The 24,370-nt window shown below is 64.3% G+C and carries 20 protein-coding genes; 7 read left to right on the forward strand and 13 right to left on the reverse strand.

The window, feature by feature from the left end:
• The first annotated feature begins 3 nt into the window (after positions 1-3).
• Together hfq and hflX are read left to right on the forward strand one after the other, a co-directional pair.
• A complete protein-coding gene (gene hfq / locus AC1ME3_RS14780; RefSeq protein WP_480953746.1) occupies positions 4-555 on the forward strand; it encodes an RNA chaperone Hfq in 552 nt (183 codons plus the stop codon).
• Entirely contained in the window at positions 552-1,844 is a 1,293-nt protein-coding gene (gene hflX / locus AC1ME3_RS14785; protein ID WP_480953747.1) for a GTPase HflX, read from the forward strand. The genes hfq and hflX overlap by 4 nt, the downstream gene beginning before the upstream one ends.
• Here hflX and mazG read toward each other — a convergent pair.
• The 9 genes from mazG to AC1ME3_RS14830 form a co-directional block, all read right to left on the reverse strand.
• Positions 1,825-2,559, reverse strand: a complete 735-nt coding sequence (gene mazG, locus AC1ME3_RS14790) for a nucleoside triphosphate pyrophosphohydrolase (RefSeq protein WP_480953748.1) — start codon at positions 2,557-2,559, stop codon at positions 1,825-1,827. The two genes, hflX and mazG, sit on opposite strands and share 20 nt — an antisense overlap.
• A gap of 69 nt (positions 2,560-2,628) precedes the next feature.
• Positions 2,629-3,216 (reverse strand): retropepsin-like aspartic protease family protein, encoded by a 588-nt coding sequence (locus AC1ME3_RS14795; RefSeq protein ID WP_480953749.1) that lies wholly within the window; start codon positions 3,214-3,216, stop codon positions 2,629-2,631.
• Positions 3,213-3,977 (reverse strand): MBL fold metallo-hydrolase, encoded by a 765-nt coding sequence (locus AC1ME3_RS14800; protein WP_480953750.1) that lies wholly within the window; start codon positions 3,975-3,977, stop codon positions 3,213-3,215. The genes AC1ME3_RS14795 and AC1ME3_RS14800 overlap by 4 nt, the downstream gene beginning before the upstream one ends.
• Complete coding sequence (locus AC1ME3_RS14805) at positions 3,974-4,765, reverse strand: TatD family hydrolase (protein WP_480953751.1); 792 nt, start codon at positions 4,763-4,765, stop codon at positions 3,974-3,976. The genes AC1ME3_RS14800 and AC1ME3_RS14805 overlap by 4 nt, the downstream gene beginning before the upstream one ends.
• Positions 4,765-6,312 (reverse strand): methionine--tRNA ligase, encoded by a 1,548-nt coding sequence (metG, locus tag AC1ME3_RS14810; RefSeq protein WP_480953752.1) that lies wholly within the window; start codon positions 6,310-6,312, stop codon positions 4,765-4,767. Before metG ends, AC1ME3_RS14805 begins: the two co-directional genes overlap by 1 nt.
• Positions 6,313-6,362: 50 nt before the next feature.
• Positions 6,363-7,340, reverse strand: a complete 978-nt coding sequence (locus AC1ME3_RS14815) for an AAA family ATPase (protein WP_480953753.1) — start codon at positions 7,338-7,340, stop codon at positions 6,363-6,365.
• 28 nt (positions 7,341-7,368) lie between these two features.
• On the reverse strand, positions 7,369-8,532 hold the full coding sequence (locus AC1ME3_RS14820; protein ID WP_480953754.1) for a D-alanyl-D-alanine carboxypeptidase family protein: 1,164 nt from the start codon (positions 8,530-8,532) through the stop codon (positions 7,369-7,371).
• Between the two features lie 26 nt (positions 8,533-8,558).
• Positions 8,559-9,293: a septal ring lytic transglycosylase RlpA family protein gene (locus tag AC1ME3_RS14825; protein ID WP_480953755.1), complete on the reverse strand. Its 735-nt coding sequence runs from the start codon at positions 9,291-9,293 to the stop codon at positions 8,559-8,561.
• Positions 9,277-10,263: a lytic murein transglycosylase gene (locus tag AC1ME3_RS14830; RefSeq protein WP_480955844.1), complete on the reverse strand. Its 987-nt coding sequence runs from the start codon at positions 10,261-10,263 to the stop codon at positions 9,277-9,279. Before AC1ME3_RS14830 ends, AC1ME3_RS14825 begins: the two co-directional genes overlap by 17 nt.
• 282 nt (positions 10,264-10,545) lie before the next feature.
• Between AC1ME3_RS14830 and AC1ME3_RS14835 the strand changes: the two genes are divergently transcribed.
• Positions 10,546-10,884, forward strand: a complete 339-nt coding sequence (locus AC1ME3_RS14835; RefSeq protein WP_480953756.1) for a hypothetical protein — start codon at positions 10,546-10,548, stop codon at positions 10,882-10,884.
• 67 nt (positions 10,885-10,951) lie between these two features.
• Here the strand turns inward: AC1ME3_RS14835 and AC1ME3_RS14840 are convergent, their stop codons facing one another.
• The gene (locus tag AC1ME3_RS14840) at positions 10,952-13,621 is read right to left on the reverse strand and encodes a M1 family metallopeptidase (RefSeq protein WP_480953757.1); all 2,670 of its coding nucleotides are present in this window, start codon (positions 13,619-13,621) and stop codon (positions 10,952-10,954) included.
• A gap of 273 nt (positions 13,622-13,894) precedes the next feature.
• Between AC1ME3_RS14840 and AC1ME3_RS14845 the strand changes: the two genes are divergently transcribed.
• Complete coding sequence (locus tag AC1ME3_RS14845; protein ID WP_480953758.1) at positions 13,895-15,220, forward strand: N-succinylarginine dihydrolase; 1,326 nt, start codon at positions 13,895-13,897, stop codon at positions 15,218-15,220.
• A 30-nt stretch (positions 15,221-15,250) separates the two neighbouring features.
• Here AC1ME3_RS14845 and AC1ME3_RS14850 read toward each other — a convergent pair whose 3' ends face one another.
• Positions 15,251-16,258: a sugar kinase gene (locus AC1ME3_RS14850; protein WP_480953759.1), complete on the reverse strand. Its 1,008-nt coding sequence runs from the start codon at positions 16,256-16,258 to the stop codon at positions 15,251-15,253.
• A 267-nt stretch (positions 16,259-16,525) separates the two neighbouring features.
• Here AC1ME3_RS14850 and AC1ME3_RS14855 point away from each other — a divergent pair, with 267 nt between their 5' ends.
• Positions 16,526-18,178, forward strand: coding sequence for a Na+/H+ antiporter (locus AC1ME3_RS14855; protein WP_480953760.1), 1,653 nt, complete (start codon positions 16,526-16,528; stop codon positions 18,176-18,178).
• Between the two features lie 316 nt (positions 18,179-18,494).
• On the opposite strand, the gene AC1ME3_RS14860 is transcribed toward AC1ME3_RS14855, so the two are convergent.
• Entirely contained in the window at positions 18,495-18,836 is a 342-nt protein-coding gene (locus AC1ME3_RS14860) for a hypothetical protein (RefSeq protein WP_480953761.1), read from the reverse strand.
• A gap of 146 nt (positions 18,837-18,982) precedes the next feature.
• Here AC1ME3_RS14860 and AC1ME3_RS14865 point away from each other — a divergent pair, with 146 nt between their 5' ends.
• The gene (locus tag AC1ME3_RS14865; RefSeq protein WP_480953762.1) at positions 18,983-21,127 is read left to right on the forward strand and encodes a TonB-dependent siderophore receptor; all 2,145 of its coding nucleotides are present in this window, start codon (positions 18,983-18,985) and stop codon (positions 21,125-21,127) included.
• 110 nt (positions 21,128-21,237) lie between these two features.
• Positions 21,238-21,873, forward strand: a complete 636-nt coding sequence (locus AC1ME3_RS14870; protein ID WP_480955845.1) for a glutathione S-transferase — start codon at positions 21,238-21,240, stop codon at positions 21,871-21,873.
• 33 nt (positions 21,874-21,906) lie between these two features.
• Here AC1ME3_RS14870 and AC1ME3_RS14875 read toward each other — a convergent pair whose 3' ends face one another.
• Positions 21,907-24,255 (reverse strand): TonB-dependent receptor, encoded by a 2,349-nt coding sequence (locus tag AC1ME3_RS14875; RefSeq protein WP_480953763.1) that lies wholly within the window; start codon positions 24,253-24,255, stop codon positions 21,907-21,909.
• Positions 24,256-24,370 lie beyond the last annotated feature (115 nt).

Below are 24,370 nucleotides of genomic sequence, written 5' to 3' on the forward strand. Positions count from 1 at the left end.
GCCTTGCGGGCAAAGTCCCGCCAAAAACAAAGGGTTATCCCATTGGCCGATAAACCAGGCTCGCTTCAGGATTTGTTCCTGAACGCGCTCCGGCGCTCCAAGACGCCGGTCACCATGTTCCTCGTCAAGGGCGTCAAGCTCCAGGGCATCGTCACATGGTTCGATAATTTTTCCGTCCTGCTGCGCCGCGATGGCCAGTCGCAACTGATCTACAAGCATGCGATCTCGACGATCATGCCTGCTGGGCCCATGGACGTGTCGGCGATCGTCGATGCGGTGGGAGAAAACCAGAAGAAGCATCCGCTGTTGCAGGATATCTTTCTCAACGCGGTGCGCAAATCCGAAGACAGCGTGACGATGTTCCTCATCAACGGCGTCATGCTGCAGGGCCAAATCGCAGGCTTCGACCTGTTTTGCATGCTGCTCCAGCGCGAAGGCATGGCACAACTCGTCTACAAGCACGCTGTCTCGACGATCCAGCCGGCACGCCCGTTGAACCTTGCCGAAGAGCCAACTGATACGGATGATGCCGAAGATGCGGACGGTGACGATTGAGTAGCGGGTTCGAACGCGATCGGGACGAGTTCACGCGCGGCGCGCGCGCGATTGTCGTGCTGCCCGACCAAGGCGACGCGACGCGCGATGTCGATGCTCGTCTGGAGGAGACCGCAGGTCTTGCTGCGGCGATCGGTGTCCAGGTCGTCGAACGGATCGCCTATCGCGTGCGCCAGGCCAAGCCGGCGACGCTGATCGGGAGCGGGCAGGTGGAACTGCTTGCGACGCAGGTGCGCATGGAAGAGGCGGGGCTCGTCGTGTTCGACGCGAGCCTCACCCCTATTCAGCAGCGCAACCTGGAGAAGGCGCTCGAAATCAAGGTCATCGATCGTACCGGTCTCATTCTCGAGATTTTTGGTGAACGCGCAGCGACGGCCGAGGGGCGTTTGCAGGTTGAGTTGGCGCATCTTGATTATCAGGCGGGCCGGTTGGTCCGCAGTTGGACCCATCTCGAACGCCAGCGCGGTGGCTTCGGCTTCCTCGGTGGCCCTGGCGAAACCCAGATCGAGGCGGATCGTCGCTTGATTCGCGACCGGATGGCGCGATTGAAGCGAGAGCTCGAGCAGGTCAGCCGTACTCGCGGTCTCCACCGTGAGCGACGCCAGCGTGCGCCGTGGCCGGTAATCGCGCTGGTCGGTTATACCAATGCGGGCAAGTCGACGCTGTTCAACCGGCTGACCGGCGCCGATGTCATGGCGGAGGACCTGTTGTTCGCAACGCTCGACCCGACGCTACGGCAGATCCAGCTTCCGGGCATTGACAAGGCAATCCTGTCCGACACGGTAGGCTTCGTGTCCGATCTGCCGACCCAATTGGTCGCGGCGTTCAAGGCGACGCTAGAAGAGGTGGTGTCGGCGGATTTGCTCGTGCACATCCGCGATATTGCGCATCCGGACACCGAGGCGCAGCGCACCGACGTCGAGACCGTGCTCGCGGAGATCGGCGTTGATGAAAACACGCCACGCTTCGAAGTATGGAACAAGCTCGATCTTCTCGACGCCGACACGCACGATGAGATCGCCGGGCAGGCAGCGCATCGTGACGACGTCGTGGCTATTTCCGCGCTGAGTGGGGAAGGGGTCCAGCAGCTCATCGAGCAGGTCGCGGCGAAGCTCACCGGCGCTCACCGACGCTACAGCATCACGATCGAGGCTAGCGACGGAGCGGGGGCTGCGTGGCTACATGCTCACGGCGAAGTGCTGGGCAGCGTCAGCGACGAACTCGATACGACGTACGATGTCCGACTGTCCGAGACCGACTACGACCGGTTCAGCCGCCGCGATGCTTGACCGCTTGCCATAGCGCTTCCTTCTGATCGAGTGTCATGGCGGCGAACGCGTCGCCGCCATCGACCTCGATTGCCCGGAAACGCGCTTCGAACTTGGCGTTGCCAGCCCTGAGCGCGGCTTCGGGATCGACACCGAGATGCCGTGCCCAGTTGGTCACGGCAAACAGCAGATCGCCGATTTCCTCTTCTACCGTGTCTGAGCCGGCCTCACGAACCTCTTCTATTTCCTCGACAACCTTGGCAAGGGGCCCAGCCGCATCCGGCCAATCGAACCCGACACGGGCGGCACGCTTCTGTAGTTTTTCCGCACGAGCTAGGGCGGGCAGGCCGATCGCCACGCCGGCGAGAACGCTGTGATCGGACTTCTCCGCGCGCTCGGCGGCCTTGATCGTTTCCCAACCTGGCGAGGAGGTTGCATCGCCGAATATGTGAGGGTGACGACGCTCCATCTTGTCACTGATTGCGGCGACGACATCAGCCAAGGTGAACGCGCCGGACTCTTCGGCGATACGGCTGTGGAACACCACTTGAAGCAGCAGGTCGCCGAGTTCGTCCTTGAGGTCCGCCGGGTCATCGCGCGCGATCGCGTCCGCGACCTCATAGGCTTCCTCGATCGTGTAGGGCGCGATGGTCGACCAGGTTTGAACGCGATCCCATTCGCAACCTTCGACCGGATGACGCAGTCGCGCCATGATGGAAACGAGCCGTTCGATCATCAGGGACTCCCATTGATAGCCTGCGATCTAACGCGTAATGAGAGATCGATAATACACATTATGTAAAATCTATTGCCCGCTCGGCGTAAGAACGAGCGTGGCATTCTCGACCCGCCACGATCCCAGCCTCGACAGGAAGTTCATGCCGATCACGTCGGTCTCGCCGAACGCCGGCGACGTGACGATGCCGAGGTTGGTTGCGGTGATCGTGCCGATCGTCACGCTCCTGGCGGTCGCGGTGCGCGCCGACACCGTACCGTTGGCGGTCTCGATGATCGCTGGAAACGGGCTTTCGTCGCTATCCAGGCCGGCGGCCTTGGCCGTAGCGGACGACAAGGCAGTCGTCGTCGCGCCGCTATCAATCAGCATCCGGCGGCGGACACCGTCGATATCGACATCCGCCCAAAAATGCCCGTCTTCCGCCATGTGAATCCGGGTTTCGGTTCCGCTCACCTGCTGATCGGCAAACATGGTCTTCAAGCCAGAAAGCCGATCCCGCTGGCTCGCGATCAGCAGGCCAACCGCGAAGATCGCGACCCAGGCCAGCGCCATCTTCAGCACCGGCTTCAACGGTAATCGGCGCGCGACCAAGGCCGACAGCGGCAGGATCAGCATGACTGCGTACAGCGCGAACTGGGCTGCACGGTCGTCAGTCATGCGGTCAGGATCAGCCCGTCATAGCCAGGCTCGACGCCGGCTGGCAGCTCATGACGCAACGTCGCATAATCCATCGTGTTATCCATATGGATCAACGCGGTCCGTTTCGGCGTCAGGCGCTCCACCCAAGCAAGCACGGCGGGAAGTTCCATGTGCGTTGGATGCGGTCGCCGGCGGAGCGCGTCGACCACCCAAATATCCAGATCCTGATACAGGCTGGCCATGTCGTCGGTCATCAGGTTGAAATCGGTCGCGTATCCGATCGACATCCCAGCCGCTTCGAACCTAAGGCCAGCGGCGTGGATACTACCGTGCGGTTGATCGGTAATACGGATATCGATCCCGCCGATCGTCAACCGATCAGGCAGGACTTCGGCGGCGATCGTCGGCGGATAGCCGGGGCGACCGTGAAAAGCATAGGTAAAGCGGGCGTCCAGCGCTGCGAGCGTGAACGGCCGAGCGTAGCCGCGAACGGGCTCTCCGGCTGCGTGGAAAAGTTGGCGGAGATCATCGATGCCGTGGCAATGATCGGCATGGTCGTGCGTCCAGATCACCGCATCGACCCGGTCGACATCGGCGGCCAGCAACTGCTCGCGCATGTCGGGACTTGTATCGATCAGGATCCGCGTACCGTCATGCTCGACGATCGCGGACGCACGGCTGCGCCGGTTGCGCGGCTCGGCCGGATCGCATTCGCCCCAATCGTTGCCGATCCGCGGCACGCCGGAGGATGTGCCGGAGCCGAGGATCGTGATCTTCATGCCGCCGCCCCTGACACCCGCGTCTTGCCGAACAGCATGTGGAAGTTCTCGGCCGTACGGCGCGACAGTTCCTCGACATTTTCGCCGCGAAGGTTGGCGAGAAACGCCGCGGTATCGGCCACGAACCCAGGTTCGCCGGTCTTGCCCCGATGCGGCACCGGCGCGAGGAACGGCGCGTCGGTCTCGATCAGTAGTCGTTCGATCGGCAGGCGTGCGGCGGTCTCCTGAAGGTCCCGCGCGTTCTTGAACGTCACGATCCCCGAGATCGAGATATAAAGCCCCATATCCAGCGCCTTGTCCGCGAAAGCTCCACTCGCGGTGAAGCAGTGGATGACGCCGGGATAGGCCCCCTTCCCCATCTCCTCGGCCATGATCGCCGCAGTATCGTCCTCGGCATCGCGCGTATGAACGACGATGGGCAGCCCCGTTTCGCGGGACGCGGCGATGTGTGCGCGGAAGCTCGTCTGCTGGCGGGCACGGTCCGAGGTATCGCGGAAATAGTCGAGGCCGCTTTCGCCGAGCCCGACCACGCGCGGATGCCGTGCGCGCTCGATCAGCTTGGCGGCGTCCACCTCGGGATACACGTCAGCCTCGTTCGGATGGATTCCGATTGTCGCCCAGACGTCAGGCTCGCGCTCGGCGGTGGCGACGATATCGTCCCATTCGCTCTCGCGCGTCGAGATGTTGAGCATCGCCGTGACGCCGCGCGCCCTAGCCCGTGCGAGCACCGCCTGCTGGTCCTCGACGAGGCCCTTGTAGTTCAGGTGGCAATGGCTGTCGGCGAGCATCAGGCCTCCGCAGGCAGTTCGAGACGCGGGAATACGGGCGCCGGCGGTGCGATCCGGAAGTCGGAAGCGGCCACACGATCATACCAGCCGTCGTCGTCTATCGCGGCATGGTCGCGCTCGGTCGCGCCGATCTGCTCGAGCACCTTCCCAGCGGAATCCGGAACCACCGGCAGGATCGCGATCGCGAGCATGCGGATCGCGCGGACCAGCGTACGAAGAACCGCGTTCATCCGCTCGGGATCGGTCTTGCGCAGCGCCCAGGGTGCCTGCGCGTCGATATACTGGTTGCACGCGAACACGCCGCGCATCCACGCCTCGATGCCTTGCGACAGCGCGAGATCGGTGAAGGCGGACTTGAACCCGGCACAGGCGACGACGACCTCCTCGATCAGTATCCCGTCGGCATCCTGGACCGTACCAGCCGTGGGAAACTCGCCGCCCAGGTTCTTGGCGATGAACGACAATGTCCGCTGCGCAAGGTTGCCGAAGCTGTTCGCCAGCTCGGCGTTGACGCGGGTCACGATCGCCTCGGGCGAGTAGCTGCCGTCCTGGCCGAAGCTCACGTCGCGAAGGAAGAAATAGCGCAGCGCATCGACGCCGAACGCATCCGCGAGCGCCATCGGATCGACGACGTTGCCGATTGACTTCGACATCTTCTCGCCGCGGGTCAGCAGGAAGCCGTGGCCGAACACGCTCTTGGGCAGCGGGATGCCCGCCGACAGCAGGAACGCCGGCCAATAGACGGCGTGGAAGCGGACGATGTCCTTGCCGATCAGATGGATATCCGCGGGCCAGTATTTCGCCTTGTCACCGGTCATGTCGGGATAGCCGATCCCGGTCAGGTAATTGGTAAGCGCATCGACCCACACGTACATGACGTGGCCGGGGCTGCCCGGCACCGGCACGCCCCAGTCGAAGCTGGTCCGCGAGACGGACAGATCCTTCAGGCCACCCTCGACGAAGCGCATCACCTCGTTGCGACGGCTTTCGGGGCGGATGAAATCGGGGTTGGCGGCGAAGAGGTCGAGCAAGGGCTGCTGATATTTCGACAGGCGGAAGAACCAGGTCTCCTCCGCGGTCCATTCGACCGGCGTGCCTTGCGGCGAGCGGCGATCGTCGCCCTCCCCGGTCAGCTCTGACTCGTCGTAGAACGCTTCGTCGCGGACCGAATACCAGCCTTCGTAGCGGTCGAGATACAGATCGCCTGCGTCCGCCATCGCCTGCCAGATCGCGGCGCTCGCGGCGTAATGATCCTCGTCGACGGTGCGGATGAAACGGTCATACGAGATGCCAAGACGGTCGGCCATCTCGTGGAAATACGACGACATTTCATTGGCGAGTTCGCGCACCGGCATATCGCGGTCACGCGCGGCCTGGACCATCTTCAGACCGTGCTCGTCGGTGCCGGTCTGGAACAGGACGTCACGCCCCGCCTGGCGCTGGAAGCGTGCGATCGCATCGGCGGCGATCATCTCGTACGCATGGCCGATATGCGGACGGCCATTGGGATAGTGGATCGCGGTGGTGATATAGAAAGGGTCGGCCATGCCGCGCTCCTAGAGCATCGCCCTGATCAGGTGAAGCCTGCGCGGGCGGATCAGTGGCGCAATGTCGCGACTATACCGGCCATCTCGAACACGGTGGCCTGCGCATCGAGCGACAGGCCGATCGCGGCGCCTGCCAGTTCGCGTGCCGCGGCGTGCGCGTCGAGTGCGGATCGCAGCGCTGGCCCCGACCGCGTCCGGGCGGCGTCGGCGATGAACGCGGGGGCACGATCGAGGAACGCCTCGTAGCGGGGTTGCGCGGCCTTGAGCCCCAGAGCCTTGGCGAGCTTCAGCCGGCGTCCATTGTCGCGGTCGCCGTCCTGCGCGATCGCTGCGATGGCATCGTCGATCGCGGCGATGTCGAGCCCGGCATAGCGGAGCGCGCGTCCAGGCGCGCCGTCGCTGGCCCGAACCAGTGCCGCGACCTCGCCCTCGTCCGCGTCGGGCTGCAACGTCCGGATCGCGGTCGCGACTTCGCCGTCCGAGAGCGCCTCGAACCGCAGCAGACGACAGCGCGAGCGGATCGTCGGCAGCAACCGCCCCGGCGCATGGCTTACCAGCAAGAATATCGTCCCCGCGGGTGGTTCCTCGAGGTTCTTGAGCAGCGCATTCGCTCCGCCCCGCTCCAGATCGTCGATCGCATCGATCACGACCACGCGGCGGGGGCTCATCGACGGCGTGGTCGCGAACAATGGTTGCAGTGTGCGGACCTGGGCGATCGTGATGCTGCGGGCGAGATCCTGGTCGGGCTTCTCGGGATCCTTCGGCAGGCGCGCCAGCACGCGGAAGTCGGGGTGCGACCCGGCCTCCATGAGCGACCGCGTCCTGTTCCCCTCGGGAACCGCTAGATCGGTCGAGCCGCCATCGGGCTCGGCCGCATCCGCCAGCATACGCATGGCTGCGGCGCGTGCGAAACTCGCCTTGCCGACGCCTTGCGGTCCGGCGATCAGCCATGCGTGATGCATCGAACCGCCACGCATCGCCGCTATGAAGGCAGCCTGCGCGGCGGCGTTGCCGATGATCGGCGTCATGCCGGCAACGCCGTCGGCGCCGGGATCATCAGCCGAAGAAGCCGGTCAGCCCTGCCCAAGCGCGACCGAAAAAGCCCGCGACCGCGACGTCCTTCTCGGCGACCAGCGGCATCGTCTGCTGAAGACCGTCCGACGTCGTGACGACGAGATCGGCGATATGCTGGCCGGCCTTGATCGGCGCCTTGATCGGACCTTCATAGACCACTTTGGCGGTCATGGTCGGCGAGGTGCCGGCGGGCAGCGTCACCGTCAGCGCCTTGGGGGCGACGAGGCCGACCGACGAGCTGTCGCCCATCTGGACGGCTGCGGTCTCGATCTTCTTGCCCTTCGCGACGATGGGCTTCGACTGCCATGCGCGAAAGCCCCATTCCATGAAGCGGACAGACTCTTCTGCGCGCTGACCCGCACTCGTCAAGCCGGCGACGACCATCACGAGGCGGCGGCCGTTCTGGATGGCGGACCCGGTGAAGCCATAGCCGGCTTCCTCGGTGTGGCCGGTCTTCAGGCCATCGGCACCAGCGACGCGGCCGAGGATCGGATCGCGGTTCGCCTGGGTGATGGCGCTGCCGCCCATCGTCTTGCCCCAGGTAAAGTCGCGCTTCGAATAGAACTGCTTGTAGAGATCGGGATAGTTGGTGATCGTCGCCGCGGCGAGCTGCGCAAGATCATGCGCGGTGACATAGGTGACGCCGTTGTCGGGCCAGCCGTTCGCGGTGCCGAAATGGCTGTCCTTGAGCCCCAGTTCGGCGGCCTTGCGGTTCATCCGCTCGGTGAACGCCTGCTCCGACCCGGAGATGCCCTCGGCGAGCACGATGCACGCGTCGTTCCCCGACAGCGTGACGATCCCGTACAGCAGATTGGCGACGCTGACGTTCTCACCCGACGACAGGAACATCGTCGAACCCGCGGAAGGACCATGCCATTTTGCCCAGGTCTCGGGACGCACCGGCATCATTTGGTCGAGCTTCAGCTCGCCCTTCTTGACCATGTCGAACGCGACATAGACGGTCATCATCTTGGCAAGCGATGCTGGCGGCATGCGGCGATTGGCGTCACGCTCGAATAGTACCGCACCCGACGACAAGTCCTCCATGTACGCGATCGGTGCCGCGGTCTGGAACTGCGGCGCGGCGGCGATGGACGGGTGCGCCAGCGCGATGGCGACGAGCGGTGCGACGATCAGCTTCTTCATGCGGTATTCCGTGAGCAAAAGGGAACTCAATCCGTAGGCAGGACTTGTGCATCGCCATAGCCGCGCTCGGTGACCGCGTCACGCGCCCGTTGCAGGCTGGCGGCATCTTTGAACGGGCCGATGCGGACGCGGTAAAGGCCACCGCGTTCGACGACATCGGCATCGAGGCGCTTCGCCAACGCCGTCGCACGATCTTCGTTCGAGAAGGTCGCGACCTGTAACACGTACCGCCGTCCCGCGATCAACGCAGGGAGCGGCTTGCGGACGGGCAATGCATCGAAACTCGCCACTTGGGTGAAGGCCGGCATCCGCGCCGAAGCGGCTTTCCCGGCGCGCAACAGCGACGCATCCTGCGCGGTCGGAACGATCACGCGGATCCGTACTCTGGCGATCTGTCGCCCATCGGTGCCGAGCAGATGCGCCGCGGCGCGCGATAGATCGATCATCCGGTCTTTCCTGCCGGGTCCACGGTCGTTGATTCGCACCAGGACGGAGCGCCCGGTCTCGACCGACGTCACCTCGACGAACGAGCCCAGCGGCAACGTGCGGTGGGCTGCGGTCATCGCGCCAGGATCGAACGCCTCGCCCGATGCCGTGCGGTTACCCGACAATTCCTCGCCATACCAACTCGCGAGCCCGGTATCCTGATAGCTGCCGTAAAGTCCCCCGCCTGCGGGAAAGGTCGCACCGACGCTATCGTGCGCGTTGCTGCATGCCCCCAGCGCGAACGCCAGGCAGAGGGCCCTAGCGCTCGACCGCATCGGCCAGCAATCCAACCGACAGCGCGTAGAAGTTCGAGCAATTGTAATCGAGGATCACGCGGTAGTTGCTGGTCAGCAGATAGGCGGTAGCGCCCTGCCCGTCCGGCTCGAGCAATGTCGCCATCACGCTATCGACGGGCAAGCTTCGGCCCTGCGGCGTCACGCCAAGCGCACGCCACTCGGCGATCGTCCGCCAGCCGCTATGTCGCTCGAACACACGAGGGCAGCGCGGCGACACCAGCCGGTTGCGGACCTGCGACCGATCGAGGCCAGCCGGCACGTTGACTGCGACGCCCCAGGGCTGGCCTGCGCGCCAGCCGGCGTCTGTGAAGTAGTTGCCGATCGAGGCCAGCGTGTCGGCCGGGCTGTTCCAGATGTCCGCGCGGCCATCACCGTCGCCGTCGCGCGCCAGGCGCAGGTAGATCGACGGCAGGAACTGCGGATTGCCCGTAGCCCCTGCCCAGCTGCCCTTCAACTGCGAGCGGGTGACGCCGCGATCGAGCATCTTGAGCCCTGCGATGAACTCGCCGGCAAACAGCGACCGGCGCCGTCCCTCGTAAGCAAGGCTGGCAAGCGAGCGGAGCAGATCGAAGTCGCCGGTATAGCTGCCGTAATTCGTTTCATGCCCCCAGATCGCGACCATGATCGATTCGGGAACGCCGGTCTGCTGTTCGATCCGTTGCAGCCTAGACCGCTGCGCCAGATAGGTTTGCCGACCGCGTGCGATCCGCGCCGTATCGACATGCTGCGCCTTGTAGGGCGCGAACGCGGGTATCGCGTTCGGGTTGGTCGACCCCGGTTGGGCGCGGTCGAGTTCGATCACCCGCGTGTTGAGCGTCAGCGTCGGGAAGACCGCGTTCGCGGTGCGTGCACTGACGCCTTCCGCGAGCGCCTGCTGACGCAGTACGCTCATGTACGATTGAAACCCTGCGTCGTCCTGCGCCGTCACCGGTGTGCTACCGCACAGCATGGCGATCGTGCCGAATACGCCGTTGCGCAGCCAAACTGCTGCTCGTGATACCCCACCCATGCCCAGGATGTGCCACATGCACCGGCCGATCGGAACCTCGCGTCATCGCACGGTTGGCACGCACAGCCGCGCGAACGATGTCGTGACGGACGTTTGCGATGACACACCGGTAGACGGCGTTTCGACGTCGCGAATTGCCCAGTCGCTTAGGTCGCCGATTTCGGCAAAGGGGAGCGATCAACAATACCGCGCTAGGCGGCATATCAGGGGTCCGATAGCCATATGGCTCGCAAGCATTCGAAACACGGTTTCAGCGACGACGTACACACGGAAGACGAGGCTCCGGTGGAGGCTCCAGCGTGCTGGCTCTGCGGTCGGCCCACCGGCAAGATCGTCGTCTGGCATCATCCCGTGCCGAAAAGCCGCGACGGGCGAGACGTCGTCCCCATGCACCCGATCTGCCAGCAGAATTTGACCGCGAACTTCACCAATTCCGAACTCCAGCGTCACGGGCTGGATGTAGAGGGCCTTCTGGCCAACCCAGCCGTGCGGAAATTCGTCGACTGGGTAGCGAACAAGGATCCCGACTTCACCGCCAGCGTCACGAAGAAACAGCGGTAGACGCGACTTTATACTATAGCCGAAGCGCACTCCGCGGCGTCCAAACAAAACGCCGCGGAGCGTGTGGTTACCTGACCGCGAGCGCTGCCGCGATTTCCGCGGACTTTGCCTCGCGCAAGACGCCGCAATGGCGGATGTTCTCCAGCGTGCGCTCATATCCGAGAACCCCGGCATCGGCCTTGCGGATCAGCGCGCCGACTTTCGCGTCGATCAAGTCGGCACGGTCGGCCCCGCACTGCGTCCCGAGGGCCTGAGGGAGGCGGCTGGTCAGGAAGATGCCGTTGCCGTCAGCGAGAAGCTTCTCGTAATTGGCCAGGATCCAGTCGGTACCGAGATTACGCGTATCCGCATTGCCGACGATGCCGAAGATCACGCCGATCCGGTCGTAGCTTCGCATCCTTTTGTCCTCCAGTCCGAGGAGGTAGGCGGCGGCATCAGCGTGCCCGCTGGAAGCTGCCGCGCCGATCGCTGTCTGGCGGAAAGTCGGATCCTCGCTGGCGAGGGCCTTGTCGACCAGCGACTTGACGACGGGCAGGCCACCCTCCTGCGCGACGACGGTCAGCGCGCTGCCGAGGAAACCGGAGTCGAGTGCGCGCGTATCGCCGGCGAGGTACTTCTCGCCAGCAGTTTTCAGCTTGGCGCGGACCGCGACATCGCCGGCCTCGTCCGAGACCAGTTCGACGAGTTCATGGCGCAGGCTCTGTCGGTCGGGGTCGTCCTTTGCATACGCACCGGCAGCGGGATCGAAGCCGAGCGCGGCAAGGCGCGGCGTGTAGATCGACGCCAGCAATGCACGGTAACCGGGCAGCGAGGCCGGTGCGATCAGACCACGCGCGCGCAATCCCGTGATCCGTTGACCGCCGTCAATGCTGGCGGTCGCGTCGGGATTCGCTGCGACCGCACGGGCCTCCGCGAACAGCCAGGCCGCGGGAGCCTTGCCGGCGCGGAACGCCGCCCAAAGGCTGTCGGTGGTGGCGAGCGCTTCACCCGGCGACAATGTCCCCGAGGCTGCGATCAGTGACTGCCAGTCGGCGGGCGCGAGATTGAAGCGATAATAGCCCGCGCCACCGACATTGGGCATGATCACGCCCGCAGCAGGCGCGGCCAGAGAGGTCGCCGGCTTGTCGAGCAGGGTGCACTGCTTTGCCGCACCGACACGCACGCAGAACGGGATGGTCCAGCTGAGCGGTGGCGGCGTCGAGCCCAGAAAGGCATAGCGTGACTGGGTCGCAACGATTCCGCCGCCCTGCCGGCGAACATCGACGACCGGAACGCCCTGCTGGTCGACGAACGACTTCAGCGCGGCGAGTACGCGCGGGTCCTTCGCTGCATCGGAGATCGATTCGAAGAACTGCTCGGACGTCGCGTTGCCGTAAGCGTGGCGCTTCAGGTGTAGGCGTACGCCCGCCTTGAACTTCTCGTCGCCGAGATACGCGGCGATCATCGCCACGACCTGCCCGCCCTTGCCGTAGGTGATGTTGTCGAACGCCGAGTCGATCTGGCCATTCTCCGTGATCGGCTGGTGGATCGGGCGGCCGACCTCAAGCGCGTCGGTGTTCATCGTGCCGAAGCCCTCGGCAAGCGCGCCAACGCCGATGTTCAGTTCGGGCCGCCATTCGTTGCCGATCCGGTAGCCCATCCAGTTGGCGAAGCTCTCGTTGAGCCAGATGTCGTCCCACCACGCCGGCGTGACGAGATCGCCGAACCACTGATGCGACAGTTCATGCGCGACGACCATGCCGAACGTCTGCTTGTCGCGGGTCGTCGCCCCAGGTGCCAGGAAAATGATGCCGTCGCCGTACGTGTCGGCGCCTGCATTCTCCATCGCGCCGGCCATGATCGGCGTGCCGATCTGGTCGAGCTTGGGAAACGGGAACGGCTCACCGAAATAGTTTTCGAGCAACGAGACGATGCGTGGCGTCTCCGCCATCACATAGTTCATCTTGTCCTTCTGCGCCGTGGTCGCCACCGCGCCATAGGGCATCGGCGCGAGGCGTTCGGGCGTCGGCGGGATCATGCCGGTCTGGTGAACGAACGGCCCGGTGTCGAACGCGACGAGGTAGGTCGGGAGCGGCTTGGTCGGTGCGAACTGGTGCTTCTCCATCCCACCTGCGACCTTGCTGACGGAGACCTGCGGCGCGTTGCTCACCGCGACCAGGCCCGGATGCGTGGTGACGGACACGGTGAACGGTGTTTTGAACCCGGGCTCGTCGAAGCTTGGGAAAGCAGCACGCGCGTCGATGCTCTCGAACTGGGTCCAGCTATACCAGGCGTCGCCAACCTTGACGTGGAACAGCCCCGACGCGCTGTCGCCAAGGTTGCCGGTGTAGTCGAACACCAGCGTAGCCACGCCAGCGGGCAGCGTCTGCGCGAAGTCCAGTCGTGCGGTACCGGTCTGGTCGACCTGCGTGAAAACCGCCGGCGTCGCCTTGCCGCCGACCATCGCGATCGCCTTGGCGATCTTGAGATCGCGACCGTGCATGTAGAGCGATTTGGTCGGCGCTTTCAACGTAACGTCGATCTCGTTATGCCCCGAAAAACTGTCCTTCTCCGACAGGATCGTGAAATCGAGGCGATACGCCTTCGGTATAGCGGCATCCGTCAGCCTGCCTTTGGGCGCGTTGGCATCTGCAATTACCGCCGCCTTGGTGGGCGCCTCTGCTGCAGGTGCGACGCCCGCCTGGGCCGCCGTCGAGAGCAACAGAGCCGTGAAACCGACAAGAGAAGAAGCGCGCATCAGAATTCCCTGATATAGTGTAGTAGTAGCGTAACTCAGCTGCCGAGGGGGAGCAAGCCCGGCAGACACCCGAAATCGACCACCCGGCACGCGCTCGGCGAGATCGGCCGTGTGAAAAGATTGTGTCGTGGGAAAGCCATGTTCCCGATGAAGATCCCGCGACGGCGTTCGAGCGTAAGCCACCTACTATGCCGCCACCCGCGAGCGAATTCGTCACCTTTTACGCCCTTGCCAAATCCGGCTATCGGTTCCGTAAACTGAAGACGCGCCGCGATGAACGGCGTGAAGATAGGGCGAAGGAGCGATGCCGTGATCGAGATTAATTTCGATGGAATTGTCGGCCCCACGCATAACTATGCCGGGCTCTCGATCGGCAATCGCGCCTCGTCCGCCAATGCAGGTGCGGTATCGGCGCCGCGTGTCGCCGCCCTTCAGGGCATCGCCAAGATGCGGCACATGATGGCGATGGGGCTCAGACAGGGTGTTTTCCTGCCGCATGATCGGCCGAATGTCGCGTGGCTCCGAACGTTGGGCTTCGGCGGCAGCGATGCTGAGACGCTGGCGTCGGCCTGGGTCGCCGACCGCGCACTGGTTGCCAATGCGATGTCGGCGTCGGCGATGTGGACGGCGAACGCGGGGACCTTTTCCCCAGCGACCGATACGCGCGACGGCCTGTGCCATATCTCGGTCGCGAATTTATCGACGATGCCCCACCGCGCGAGCGAGGCAGCGCAGACCGAGCGTCAGCTTCGTCTCGCCTTCGCCGATCCGCGCTACTTCCGGGTCCACGCCCCCCTGCCCTCCGCGTTCGGTGACGAGGGGGCGGCGAACTTCATGCGGCTGGTGCCGCCCGATGGCGGCGCTGCCGTCGAATTGTTCGTCTATGGTGACGGTCAGGCCGGCGGCTTTCCGTCGCGTCAGCACCGCACCGCCAGCGAAGCGATTGCACGACGTCACGGGCTCGATCCGTCGCTTACGTTGATGGTGCGGCAGAGCGAGGCGGCGATTGCGGCGGGCGCGTTCCATAACGACGTGGTCGCGGTGGCGAACGGTCATGTCCTGTTCGCGCATGCCGAGGCGTTCGCTGACCCTGCGGCATTGTACGATGACGTCGCGGCCCACGTTCCGGGTGCAAGGATCGTCGAGGTCCCGGCCGATCGCGTGAGCTTGGAAACCGCGATCCGCACGTACCTGTTCAACTCGCAACTCGTCACGATGCCCACAGGCGGCATGACCCTCGTCCTGCCCGCAGAAGCACACGAGAATGCGGACGTCTGGGCGTGGCTGTCGGAACTGATCGCGAGCAAAGGCCCGATCACGTCCCTTGAAGTCGTCGACGTCCGCGAGTCCATGCGGAACGGTGGTGGTCCCGCATGCCTCAGGCTTCGCGTTCAGGTCGATGCCGATGCATGCGCCGCGATCGACCACCGGTTCCTGCTCGATGATGACGCGTGCGACCGGATCGAGGCAGTCATCGCCCGCGAATGGCCGGAAGCGATCGCCCCCGACGACCTCGGCAACCCGCGTCTTTGGGAGCAGTGCGCGCGCGCCCGCGCTTCACTGGCTGCATCACTCGGGTTTGGGCCCGACGAGATCTAACGCGTCGGTTGCGCCCGATCCGTTCTGCAATCAGCGGCGGACATCGAGTCCACCGGCCAGATATGCATCGATATCGGCCTGCCGGAACAAGCTGGCGTCGCCGGGCAACGAGTGTTTCAGGGCGGCCAGCGCGAGGCCGATACGCGCGGTCGCGGCGATGTCCTCGCCCGAGCGGAGTCCGTGCAGCACGCCGGCCGCGAACGCGTCGCCGCCGCCGATTCGGTCGACGATCCCGGCCAGTACCACCTCGGCGGTCTGGACGTGATCGTCGCGGGTGTCGATCCTGGCGGACAGGCGGTGAAGGTCGACATGTTCAACATGCCGTGCGGTCGATGCGATCGTCTGCAGGCGGGGGAACGCGGCGAACGCGGCCTCTGCGGCTTCGCGTCGGCGATCGTCCGCATCGCCGGCGAACTCGCAGTCGAGCAGCAGGGCGATGTCGCGGTGATTGCCGAACATCAGGTCCGCGTATTCTACGAGTTCCGTCAAGATCGTGCGCGGGTCGGAGTCCCACCGCTCCCACAATTTTCCGCGCCAATTGCCGTCGAACGAGACTGGAATGCCCCGCTCCGTCGCGGCGCGAACGGCAGCGAGCGCAGCCTTGGCGGGAACCGGGCCGAGCGCCGGCGTGATACCGGACAGATGGAAGCGATCGACGCCCGCGAGCAGCGAACGCCAGTCCCAGCAATTCTCGGGTGCTTCCGCGAAAGACGACCAGGCGCGGTCGTAAATCACTTCGGTCGCGCGCAGCCCTGCACCCGACGTCACGAAATACAGTCCCATCCGCTCGCCGCCAAGTGAGATCGTCGACGTGTCGACACCATGCCCACGCAGCGTCGTCATCGCCGCTCGTCCCAGGTCGTTATCCGGGACCATCGTTGCCAACCCGACATCATGCCCAAGCCGGGCAAGCTGCGTGACGACATTGGCTTCCGCCCCCGCGACCCAGACGTCGAACCTGGGCGTCTGCATCAGCAACTCGCGCCCCGGCGGGGAAAGTCGTAACATGATCTCGCCGAATGCCAGAAATCTCGTCATGCCGTCACTTTCCTACGTCCACGGTGAACGGGACCCGCCACGTCGGTGACGGGACGATTCCGCACGCGTACCGTACGCGGCCGGCCGCCTCCACCCCCAAGGCGATTTCAACGATCTCGCCAGGGTCCGGTGCACTGGAGCGTGCAGTGTCGATCGTGGCGCCCTTTCGAAATCATCGCTTCCCTGCTATCCCTGTGGGATACCCTGCCGGTCCTGTCGACCGCCTGCCGCGTGCGTGCCGCGCTTTTACACTTCGGGGAATCCAGTTTGCAGATTGTGACCTTGTGCCTGTTTCTGTTGCTCGCCGTCGTGGTGAGCGGGATCGCGTCGCGGATGCTGCCGTCGGCCTTGCCCCGACCGCTCGTCCAGATCGCGCTCGGCGCACTGATCGGCATGATCGCGCACGTCCGGGTCCAACTCGATCCCGAACTCTTCTTCCTCCTGCTCGTGCCGCCACTCCTGTTCCTCGATGGCTGGCGTATCCCGAAGGATGAGCTGTTCCGTGATCGTGGCACGGTTCTTGGGCTCGCGCTCGGTCTGGTCTTCCTCACGGTTCTGGGGATGGGGCTGTTCGTCCACTGGCTGATCCCGGCCATGCCGCTCGGGGTCGCGTTCGCGCTGGCAGCCGTGGTGTCGCCGACCGACCCGATCGCAGTGTCGGCGGTGGCGCAGAACGCACCGATCCCGAAGCGGATGATGCACATTCTCGAAGGCGAAGCACTGCTGAACGACGCATCCGGTCTCGTCTGCGTCCGGTTCGCGATCGCCGCCGTGCTGACCGGCACCTTTTCCTTCGCCGACGCTGCCGCGACCTTCGCCTGGATGGCGATCGCCGGCGTCGCGATCGGTGTCGGCGTCGCACTAGGCATCGTCGCGACCAAGAGCGCGTTCGCCCGACGGTTCGGCGACGAGGCCGGCTCGAACATCCTCGTCAGCCTGCTGATCCCGTTCGCCGCCTACCTGTTGGCCGAACATATCCACGCGTCCGGCGTTCTTGCCGCCGCCGCCGCCGGGATCGCGATGACCTTCACCGACGCGACCACGGCGGTCGCTGCCGGAACGCGGATCCGCCGCCGTGCCGTATGGGACATGCTGCAGTTCACGCTGAACGGTGTGATCTTCGTGCTGCTGGGCGAACAATTGCCCGAGGTGTTCGTGCGCGCGCGCGACACCGTGACGTCGACCGGGCACGTCAGCCCATGGTGGCTCGCGGTCTATGTCGTCGCGGTCGTCGTCGGACTGGCGCTGCTGCGCTATGGCTGGGTATGGATTTCGCTGCAGTTCACGTTGCTGCGGGCTCGGCGGCGTAACGACGCTACTGCCGGCGAAAGTCCGCCTCGTCGGATCATCGCGGCGATGTCGTGTGCAGGCGCACGGGGCGCGATTACGCTCGCTGGCGCACTGACGCTTCCGCTCAGCCTGAACGACGGCGCGCCGTTCCCGGCACGCGATCTGGTCATCTTCCTGGCATCGGGCGTGATCCTCTCGTCGCTGGTCATCGCGGCCGTCGCGCTGCCGTTGCTGCTGCGCGGCCTTAGCCTGCCACCCGAAACCGGAGTCGGTGCCGCACGCGATCAGGCTCGGCTTGTCGCAGCCAATGCGGCGATCGCCGAACTTGACCGCGTTCAGCATCGGATGGCCGAAGGGCGCGACGATCCCGACCGGTTCACCGATGTCGCCGCACGCTTGATGGACCAGTACCGCGAACGTATCGACAGCCTTTCGTCGTTGCCCGAAGACCGCAGGCGACAGGGCGATGTGAAGATCGAACGTGACATGCGCCTTGCGGCGGTCCGCGCCGAACGCAACGCAATCTTCGACTTGGCGCGGCGCCGGGAGATCGGTGTCGAACTGGCGGAGCAACTGGGACGCGAACTCGACCTGATCGATGCGCGGTTATCGCGGCAGGGCCTGGCCTGACGGCGAAATAGCGCCCCGCCCGTCCGTGTGACTGAAACCGGCGGGGCGCTGAAGGTACGCGTTACTTGGGCGATGCCTCTGCATCGCGCTATGCCGTTCGAAGGTGAATTTGAAATGAACGAGGTGCCCCGCCCGTCCGTGCGACACTCTCGTATCCGGGCAGGGCACCGAGGACGCAGCACCTGTCGGCAGCGCGTCACTGTGACCCAAGCTAGCAGGCGGTGGCGAACTTAGAAGCGCAGTCCGTCACGCGAAAATCTCGCTTTACCCTATATTTGTTCCCGTAACCGGGGATGCCGAACCTGAAGCGATGGCTTCAGCATTCGGGCATGTCCGGCAACTTAACCTGGCGCAATGCGGCGATCATCTTTCGAGCGCCGGGTGGGGCAACGCGCAGGAACAGATCGAACAGATCGTCGTCGTGAAATGCATCGACATCCATACCGATCGGAAGCGCGATCACCTGGCGGCTACGGGCGCCGGGCTGCGCTTCCAGGACGATTGTCCGCCACGCCATGCCGACCGGAGGCTTACCGCTCACGTCACTGAATTCGCCCACTACCATATTGCGAAGTCGAAGTCTGCGATCAGGATGCTTGACGAACCAAGACGCGTCCCCCGTCGTCGCGATTTCAACCGCCAGTATCTTACCACTCATTTCTGTCGTCCGTTCCACCCATACAGGCTGTCGTGAGTGTGGCCCCATTGCCGCAGACACAAGCGGCATGTGACCTCAATACATGGCAGCTATTGATAATAGTTATCAACAACAGTAGCGGGGCGCCACAACGTAAAGGGAATCACATGACACGTCGTCTTGGCATCGCCGTCCTGCTAGGCTCCGCCGCTTTTGCCGCCGCACCCGGCTATGCACAGACCGTGCAGGAAAACGCCTCCGACGTGATCGTCGTGACCGGCCAGCACCCGCGAGATCAGGCGTCCTCCGGCACGAAGACTGACACCCCGCTCGCCGAGACGCCACAGTCGATCACGGTCATCACCGCAGACGACATTGCCGGACGCAGTTTGCAGAACCTCAACCAGGCGCTCCGGTTCGTCGCCGGCGTGACCCCCGAAACACGTGGGTCGAGCGGCGAGGTCTATGACCAGTTCAAGCTGCGTGGCTTTGATGCGCCGGTCTATCTCGATGGCCTGAAGCAGTTCGGCAGCCCGTCCGGCTACGCGGTGCCGCAGGTCGACGTCTCGCGGCTCGATCGGATCGAGGTCATCAAGGGTCCTGCATCGGTATTGTATGGCCAATCGAGCCCCGGTGGCCTGGTCGCCGAATCGAGCAAGCTCCCGCTCGACCAGGCGCTCTACGGCGCGATCAGCGGCACCTACGGCAACTACGATCTCTACCGCGTCGATGCCGACATCGGTGGCCGAGCGGGCGAAGGTGTGCTCTGGCGGATCAACGGCAGCGCGAACGGTGCCGACACGCAGCAGAAGTTCGGCAAGCGCGAGCGCCAGACGATCTCGGGCGCAGTAACGGCGGGTGCGGGCAGCTCGACCAGCTTCACTCTGCTCGGCGCCTATTCGCATGATCCATACAACGGCGACTACGGCGTGTTTCCGGCCAGCGGCACGCTGCTCGTTAACCCCAACGGCAAGTTGCCAACCAGCTTCGACGGTGGCGAGGCCGGCAACCGCTTCAGCCGTGAGCAGGCGGCACTCACCTACATCTTCCGTCATGATTTCGGTGGCGGCTGGGCGTTCCGCTCGTCAGGTCGCTATCAATATGTGAAGTCGGCGCTCGGGCTCATCTATACCGCAGGCGGCCTCGACACGACCGACCCGACGCAGCAGACTTTCAGCCGTGCGTCCTACGCGACCCGCGAACAGCTCAACAACTGGACGTTCGACAACCAGCTCTCCGGCACCGTCCAGACCGGCCCGATCAAGCACACGCTCCTGTTCGGTGTAGACCGCCAGGTCGCGCATTCGCGCGAGCTTGCCGCGTTCGGCGTCGCGCCACCCCTTAACGGCTTTGCCCCGGTCTACGGTACGGTGACGGTCCCGACGACCCCGGAACAGATCGGCGGTCAGTTCGCGATCGATGTGCAGCAGCGTCAGCAGGGCGTCTACGCACAGGACCAGATGGCGATCGGCGACCTTCGCGTGGTCTTGAGCGGCCGGCAGGATTGGGCGCGTGCGCATCAGGACGGGCGTGACGCCAAGCACGACGAGAAGTTCACGTATCGCGCAGCCGCACTTTATACGCTGCCGTTCGGTCTTGCGCCGTACGTCAGCTATTCGACGTCGTTCGAGCAGCAGGCGAGTCCGATCACGCAGAGCAACGGCCAGCCGGGGCTGGCAGACCCATCGCTCGGCAAGCAGATCGAGGCCGGTGCGAAGTTCAGCATTCCGGGAACGCAGATCCTGCTGTCCGGTGCATGGTTCCGTATCGACCAGACCAACGTCCTGACGTCGACACCCAATTTCAGCGTTTCGCGGCAGACCGGCGGCGTTCGTTCGCAAGGTGTCGAGTTCGAGGGGAGTGCTCCCCTGCCCTACGGCTTCAACGCGCGCGTCGCGTTCAGCCGGCAGCGCGTCAAGGTTACCAGCGATGCCGATGCGCCGGCACGCGTCGGTCGCGGGCTCGAAACCGTCGGGCGTGGTGGCACGTCCGCCTATCTCGATTGGACGCCACGTAGCGGTAGCCTCGAAGGGCTGACGATCGGCGGTGCGGTCCGGCATGTCGACGAAGTCTATGCAGGCGTCACGCCTATGGAGATTGTAGGCCGCAACAGCCCATCCTACACAGTCTATGATGCACTGATCCGCTACGACCTGGAGAAGTTCGCCCCATCGCTGCGGGGCCTCAGCCTCGCCGTCAACGGAGCCAATATCTTCGACAAGAAGTATCTGACGTCGTGCTTCGCCAACTATAACTGGTGCTGGTACGGCAACCGCCGGACCGTGCAGGCGACGATCGGCTACCGTTTCTGAGTTGACGCCTTGCCGCGATCGATGCCGTTCCGCGGTATCGATCGCGGCAGCGCCGGCTGTTTTCAGGATCAGGCGACCTGGACGCCCGCTCGGGTTATGCAGGTCCGATGATGCCGATCCTCTACAGCTTCCGACGTTGTCCCTACGCGATGCGCGCGCGTCTCGCGATCGCGGCGAACGATCATCAGGTCGAACTGCGTGAGATCGTCTTGCGGGACAAGCCGGCGGCAATGCTCGACGCGTCGCCCAAGGGAACCGTGCCGGTGCTGGTGCTGCCGGACGGGACGGTGATCGACCAGAGCCTCGACATCATGCGCTGGGCCTGCGCGCGTACGCCCGGCGCCGAGTGGCCAACCAATAACGACGCTGGATTGATCGCAATGAACGACGGCGCCTTCAAACACCATCTTGACCGCTACAAATATGCCGATCGCTACGACGTCGATCCGATCGAGCACCGCGATGCGGCTACCGTGCTGCTCCGCGATATGGATGAGAGGCTCCGCGCTACCGGTAGTCTCGGCACCGGCTTGCAGTCGATGACCGATCTCACAATCATGCCGTTTGTTCGCCAGTTCGCGCAGACCGATCGATCCTATTTCGACGGACTGCCGTTCGAGCGGCTGCATGCGTGGCTGACAATGCACCTGGCATCGGCGTTGTTCGCTCAGGTCATGATACGCCCGGTGCCTTGGCAACCGGGCGATCCTCCGATGATATTTCCGACAACCACGGACGTACAGTAGGAGGCCCCGGCAAGACCGAGGCCCCTGACCGCGTCAGAAGCCGACGCTGATCGTCCCGAACACCTGGCGGGGTGCGACCGGGAACTGGTTGAACGTCCCACTCGCCGCGCCAATGCTGAGCGTCGAGGCCGCGCGCTTGTTCGTGATGTTGGTGACGTTCAGGCTGACCGTCGCCGTCTTGACGATCTCCCCTTCCGACAGCGGTACGTGCGCGGCGATGCGGCCCGACAGCGTGAAGTAGGACGGCACCGACAGGTCGTTGGTATAGGTCGCGAACCGCTTGCCGATATAGTCCCCGACGAGTTGCGCGTCGAAGACGTCGTAATTGGCCGAGGCGGTGAACTTGTTCAGCCAGTCGGGGCTGCCCGGCACTTTCTTGCCCGCCGTGGCGACGGTGCTCGTCCCGCTGATGTAGTTCTCCTCGTAGCGCGAGTTGTTGTACGACAGCGCATCGTAGAACGAGAAGTGCGAGCCGAACCGGAACGTGCCGGCGACGTCGAACCCGTCGGTCTTCACCGCACCGACATTCTGCAGGATCGCCGCACCGCTGACGACAGCAGTCACAACCGGGTTCGGACTGATCCCGAGCAGGCGGTCGCTGAAGTCCACGTGATACACGCTGATCTGGCCATCGAAGCCGGTGAGCGGGCCAAGGTTCAGTGCATGATGCGAGCGAAGGCCCGCCTCGTAGGTCCAGCTCGTCTCGGGCTCGACGTCCTGCTTGAACAGGTCGAACGCCGCTTGGCTGCCGAGCGCGAACGGCGACAATCCGGCGGCGGCACTCGTCTGGAACTGGCGGATGTTCTTCTGGACGTTGACGAACACCTGCTCGTTGTCGGTCGCATCCCAAAGCGCACCAAGCTGTGGCAGGAAGTATTTGTGCGTGTCGATCTTGCCGACCGGCAGCGCGACCGAGCCGGTGAACGAGCCCGGGATTGGCTGCGTCGGAACGCGCTGCGACGCATTCTGGAACGTGCTCTTCACCCCGCCCTGGATCGTCAGCGTCGGCAAGACCTTCCAGCTGTCCTGGATATGCGCCTGGTATTCGTCGACGCGGACTTCGCTGTGATATTGCGTGATCAGCGGTGTCAGTTCCTCGCGCGGACGCTGGTACGGTGTGCTCGGATCGTTGACCGGGAACGGATACCAGCGGCGATACGCGGACGAACTCTGATGCTCGTACCATGCGCCGAACTCGACATGATGCGCGCCGAGATCGAGCGCGACGGTCGAGACGAGGCCACCGCGGTCGATGCGATATTCTGTCGTGCGCGTCGCGAGGCCCGAGCCGCCGAACACCTGGGTGAGGTTCTGGCCGGGGTAGTAGAACGAGAACAGCTTGGGCAGGCCGGCGACGTCGATCGGGCCGCCGATGACACCGACGCCGTCATTGTGATGATAATAGGCCTGGTTCGAGAAGGTCACGCGGTCGCTGACGTTCCAGTCGTATTTGACGTAGCCCAGGTAATCGGTACGCGCCGCGACACCGTAGTAATTGCGGTAGTTCGACCCGTCCGCCTTGTACGCGCCGGAGTTGAGATAGGTCAGCAATGCGTTGAAATCGGGATAGACGAACGGGCGGACATACGGCGCGGTGCCTTGCGTCGCCGTCGTGACGACGGTCGCGTCCTCGTTCGGCTCGGTCTTGTCCGAATACGCGCCGTAGAGCGTCAGCTTGCCGTTCGAGTCATCGTGGACGAACTTGGCATTAGCCTGATAGCCGCCTTGGATACCGTTGAAATCCCAAGCCTTAGCCTTCTGCCGCGAGCCCGAAATGTAGAACGCGTTGCCGTTGCCAAGGTCGCCGCTGTCGATCCGCGCGAACAGTCGCGAGGTCGAATGGCTGCCGAGCGTCTGGTCGACCTGGACGCCCATGTCCTTTTTGGGGTCGCTCGAGAAAGTATCGATCGTACCGCCGAGGTTGCTGGTCGATGCGGTGCCGAGGTCGCCTGCGCCGCTGGCCAGCGTCACGCGCGAGACGTTCTCCGAGATGATCGCACGTTGCGGCGACAGGCCGTTGTAGTTGCCGTAATTCTGGTCGCCGAGTGGCAGTCCGTCGAGCGTGTAGCCGAGCTGCTGCGCGTTGAAGCCGTGGACGAACAGCGAGATGTTCTGCTCGTTGTTGCCCCATGGATCAGCGGTGAGGAAGGTAACGCCGGGGAGCGTCTGGAGCGCCTTCAACGGGCTGACGCCGGGAAGGATCTTCTGCATGTCGACGCCGCTGACCTGCGTCACCGATCGCGTGTTCGCGCCGGTGACGACGATCGTGTCATCCTGCCCGGCGGGCGGGGTTGCTGGATCGGCCGGATCGGCCACTGGAGCAGACGAACCCGGCTCCGCGTCCTTGGCAACAAGGGACTGCGCCGTTGCGGTGACTGGCACGCCGACCACGACAAAACCGATAGCGCCGCACAATAGCCGCGCGGCCGTACGAGAAAAACATCGTCATTTTTGAAAACCCCTAGCGAGATCGATCGATCGTCACTCCCGGGGCTGC

It is taken from the genome of Sphingomonas sp. BL2 (assembly GCF_056680015.1).

Excerpts from the sequence above, each read along its gene's own strand:
- mazG (WP_480953748.1), bottom strand. The coding sequence starts at position 2,559 with ATGATCGAACGGCTCGTTTCCATCATGGCGCGACTGCGTCATCCGGTC.
- AC1ME3_RS14795 (WP_480953749.1), bottom strand. The coding sequence starts at position 3,216 with ATGACTGACGACCGTGCAGCCCAGTTCGCGCTGTACGCAGTCATGCTG.
- AC1ME3_RS14800 (WP_480953750.1), bottom strand. The coding sequence starts at position 3,977 with ATGAAGATCACGATCCTCGGCTCCGGCACATCCTCCGGCGTGCCGCGG.
- AC1ME3_RS14805 (WP_480953751.1), bottom strand. The coding sequence starts at position 4,765 with ATGCTCGCCGACAGCCATTGCCACCTGAACTACAAGGGCCTCGTCGAG.
- metG (WP_480953752.1), bottom strand. The coding sequence starts at position 6,312 with ATGGCCGACCCTTTCTATATCACCACCGCGATCCACTATCCCAATGGC.
- AC1ME3_RS14815 (WP_480953753.1), bottom strand. The coding sequence starts at position 7,340 with ATGACGCCGATCATCGGCAACGCCGCCGCGCAGGCTGCCTTCATAGCG.
- AC1ME3_RS14820 (WP_480953754.1), bottom strand. The coding sequence starts at position 8,532 with ATGAAGAAGCTGATCGTCGCACCGCTCGTCGCCATCGCGCTGGCGCAC.
- AC1ME3_RS14825 (WP_480953755.1), bottom strand. The coding sequence starts at position 9,293 with ATGCGGTCGAGCGCTAGGGCCCTCTGCCTGGCGTTCGCGCTGGGGGCA.
- AC1ME3_RS14830 (WP_480955844.1), bottom strand. The coding sequence starts at position 10,263 with ATGCTGTGCGGTAGCACACCGGTGACGGCGCAGGACGACGCAGGGTTT.
- AC1ME3_RS14835 (WP_480953756.1), top strand. The coding sequence starts at position 10,546 with ATGGCTCGCAAGCATTCGAAACACGGTTTCAGCGACGACGTACACACG.
- AC1ME3_RS14840 (WP_480953757.1), bottom strand. The coding sequence starts at position 13,621 with ATGCGCGCTTCTTCTCTTGTCGGTTTCACGGCTCTGTTGCTCTCGACG.
- AC1ME3_RS14845 (WP_480953758.1), top strand. The coding sequence starts at position 13,895 with ATGAACGGCGTGAAGATAGGGCGAAGGAGCGATGCCGTGATCGAGATT.
- AC1ME3_RS14850 (WP_480953759.1), bottom strand. The coding sequence starts at position 16,258 with ATGACGAGATTTCTGGCATTCGGCGAGATCATGTTACGACTTTCCCCG.
- AC1ME3_RS14860 (WP_480953761.1), bottom strand. The coding sequence starts at position 18,836 with ATGAGTGGTAAGATACTGGCGGTTGAAATCGCGACGACGGGGGACGCG.
- AC1ME3_RS14865 (WP_480953762.1), top strand. The coding sequence starts at position 18,983 with ATGACACGTCGTCTTGGCATCGCCGTCCTGCTAGGCTCCGCCGCTTTT.
- AC1ME3_RS14870 (WP_480955845.1), top strand. The coding sequence starts at position 21,238 with ATGCCGATCCTCTACAGCTTCCGACGTTGTCCCTACGCGATGCGCGCG.